This window comes from Actinosynnema sp. NPDC023658, from assembly GCF_040639995.1.
In the GTDB taxonomy this organism is placed as follows: domain Bacteria; phylum Actinomycetota; class Actinomycetes; order Mycobacteriales; family Pseudonocardiaceae; genus Actinosynnema.
In genome coordinates, this window is record NZ_JBFAAX010000857.1 from 1 (window position 1) to 2,349 (window position 2,349).

Genomic DNA, 2,349 nt, shown 5'->3' on the forward strand with positions numbered 1-2,349 from the left:
GCCGTTCCTGCGCATGGGGCACGTGCCGGGCCGCCTGCCGCCGGACTACCCGTCCAACCAGCGGCGCGGTTGGGTCGCGGACCTGGCGGAGACCGATCGCGAGGTGTTGTGGTGGCGCGGCCTGGACGCGTTGCGGCGGGTCCACCGGGTGGACCCGCACGCGCTGGGCCTCGACTTCGCGGGCCGCCCCGGTCCGGGTGCGACCGGCCTCGACCGGGAGCTCGACCACTACGCGGACCACCTGGACTTCTTCCGGTGCGCCGGGTCGCCGCTGGTGCTGCGCGCGTTGACGTGGCTGCGCGCGAACCGCCCACCGGTCGTGACGCCGGAGGTGCTGCTGTGGGGTGACGCCAGGCTCGGCAACCTGATCTTCGACGGCCTCGACGTGGCCGCCGTGCTCGACTGGGAGATGGCCTCCCTCGGCCCGCCGGAGGTGGACCTGGCCTGGTACCTCTACCTGGACCGGAACCTGAGCGAGGGCATCGGGTCGGCCAGGCTGACCGGCCTGCCCGACCGGGCCCGCACGGTCCGCCGCTACGCCGCGCTGCTCGGCCGCGAGATCCGGGACCTGGAGTACTACGAGGTGTTCGCCGGGTTCCGCCTCGCCCTGATCACCGCACGGGTGGCGGACCTGGTCGTGCGGCACGGGATCGTCCCGCCCGGCACCGACTTCCCCCTGCACCGCAACGCCTGCGCACTGCTGGAGAAGACCCTCGCCACAGCCACAGCCACCGGCCGCTGACGCAGGTCCAAGCCCCTCAGGGGCCACCCGCCACCGCCCGCCGCCCGGCTGACCCCTCACCGCACACCGCCGCTCAGGGAGCCACGATGAAGTTCGGCATCAACCTGTTCCCCACCACCGGCCCGGCCGAGAAGTCGGCGGCGCGGCACTTCGAGGAGTCGTTGCGCCTGGTGGAGCTGGCGGAGGAGCTGGGGTTCCACCACGTCAAGACCGTCGAGCACTACTTCACCCCCTACGGCGGCTACAGCCCGGACCCGGTGGTGTTCCTGGCCGCGGCGGCGGCGCGCACGTCGCGGATCAGGCTCGTGACGGGCGCGGTGATCCCCGCCTTCACGCACCCCGTGCAGTTGGCGGGCAGGTTGGCGATGCTGGACAACATCTCCCGCGGCCGGCTGTCGGTCGGGTTCGGACGCGGGTTCCTGCCCGACGAGTTCGCGGCGTTCCAGGTGCCCATGGACGAGAGCCGGGACCGGTTCACCGAGGGTGTCGAGGCGTGCCGCCGGCTCTGGTCGGAGGAGGACGTCGTCTGGGAGGGCCGGTTCCACCGGTTCGGCCCGGTGACGCTGCTGCCGCGCCCGTTCCAGCGCCCGCACCCGCCGATCCTGGTCGCCACCGCGCTGTCACCGGAGTCCTGCGAGGCCGCCGGCGCCGCGGGTCACGGGCTGATGATGGTGCCGTCGATCAACAGGACCGAGCAGGTGCGGGCCATGCTGGCCCGGTACCGCGCGGCCTGGGACGACGCCGGGCACGACCCCGGCGACCGGGACGTGCACCTGAGCTACAACTGCTACCTGGCCGAGGACGGCGACGTGGCCTTGGAGCGGGGCCGGGTCTACTCCGAGCACACGAACAGGGCGCTCGCCGCCGCGGTGGAGCCGTGGACGCGCACGCGCAGCGACGCCTACCGCGGTTACGAGCGGGTCGTGGAACGGGTGCGCGGCAGCGACTTCGGCAAGCAGGTCCGCGACGGGAAGGCCCTGGTCGGCACGCCCCACGAGGTGCTGGACCGGGTGCACGCCATCCGCGGCTGGTTCGGTGACGTCACCATCAGCCTCCAGGTCATCTCCGGGAACATGCCGTTCGAGGAGTCGCAGCGCTCGATGCGCCTGTTCGCCGAGCACGTCCTGCCCGCGTTCGACCAGGAGTCCGCCGCCGTGACGGCGGGGTGAGCCGGTGCGCCTCCAGCCATCCTCTACCGAACCTCCAGCGCGCCCCGGTCGGATCGGTGCCGGTTCGGGGGGCCGCACGAGCGCGAAGGGAGGGCTCGTGATCCTGGTAACCGGTGCGACCGGCACGGTCGGCGGTGCCGTGGTCACCGCGCTGCGGTCGGCGGGCACCCCGGTCCGGGTGCTGACGCGCGACCCCGCGCGGGCGGTGTTCCCGCCGGACGTCGAGGTCGTCACGGGCGACCTCGGCAGGCCCGAGACGTTGACGAGCGCCGTCTCGGGCGTCGAGAAGGTGTTCCTGCTCTCGCCCGCCGAGCACAAGGCCGAGCACGACGGCAACCTCGCCCGCGCGGCGCGGGACGCCGGTGTGCGGCACGTCGTGCAGCTCTCGTCGCTCGCCGCCGCCGAGGACCCGGACGGCCCGCTGGCCCGCTGGCACCT

The 2,349-nt window shown here is 73.5% G+C and carries 3 protein-coding genes; all 3 read left to right on the forward strand.

Going from position 1 to position 2,349, the window contains the following annotated elements; genetic code table 11:
• The coding region (locus AB0G02_RS35615; protein WP_360803473.1) for a phosphotransferase family protein at positions 1 to 742 on the forward strand (742 nt) is incomplete at its 5' end.
• 86 nt (positions 743 to 828) lie between these two features.
• Positions 829 to 1,911: an LLM class flavin-dependent oxidoreductase gene (locus tag AB0G02_RS35620; protein WP_360803476.1), complete on the forward strand. Its 1,083-nt coding sequence runs from the start codon at positions 829 to 831 to the stop codon at positions 1,909 to 1,911.
• A gap of 97 nt (positions 1,912 to 2,008) precedes the next feature.
• Positions 2,009 to 2,349, forward strand: a 341-nt coding sequence (locus AB0G02_RS35625) for an NAD(P)H-binding protein (protein WP_360803478.1), incomplete at its 3' end; no start/stop codon positions are given.

Excerpts from the sequence above, each read along its gene's own strand:
- AB0G02_RS35620 (WP_360803476.1), top strand. The coding sequence starts at position 829 with ATGAAGTTCGGCATCAACCTGTTCCCCACCACCGGCCCGGCCGAGAAG.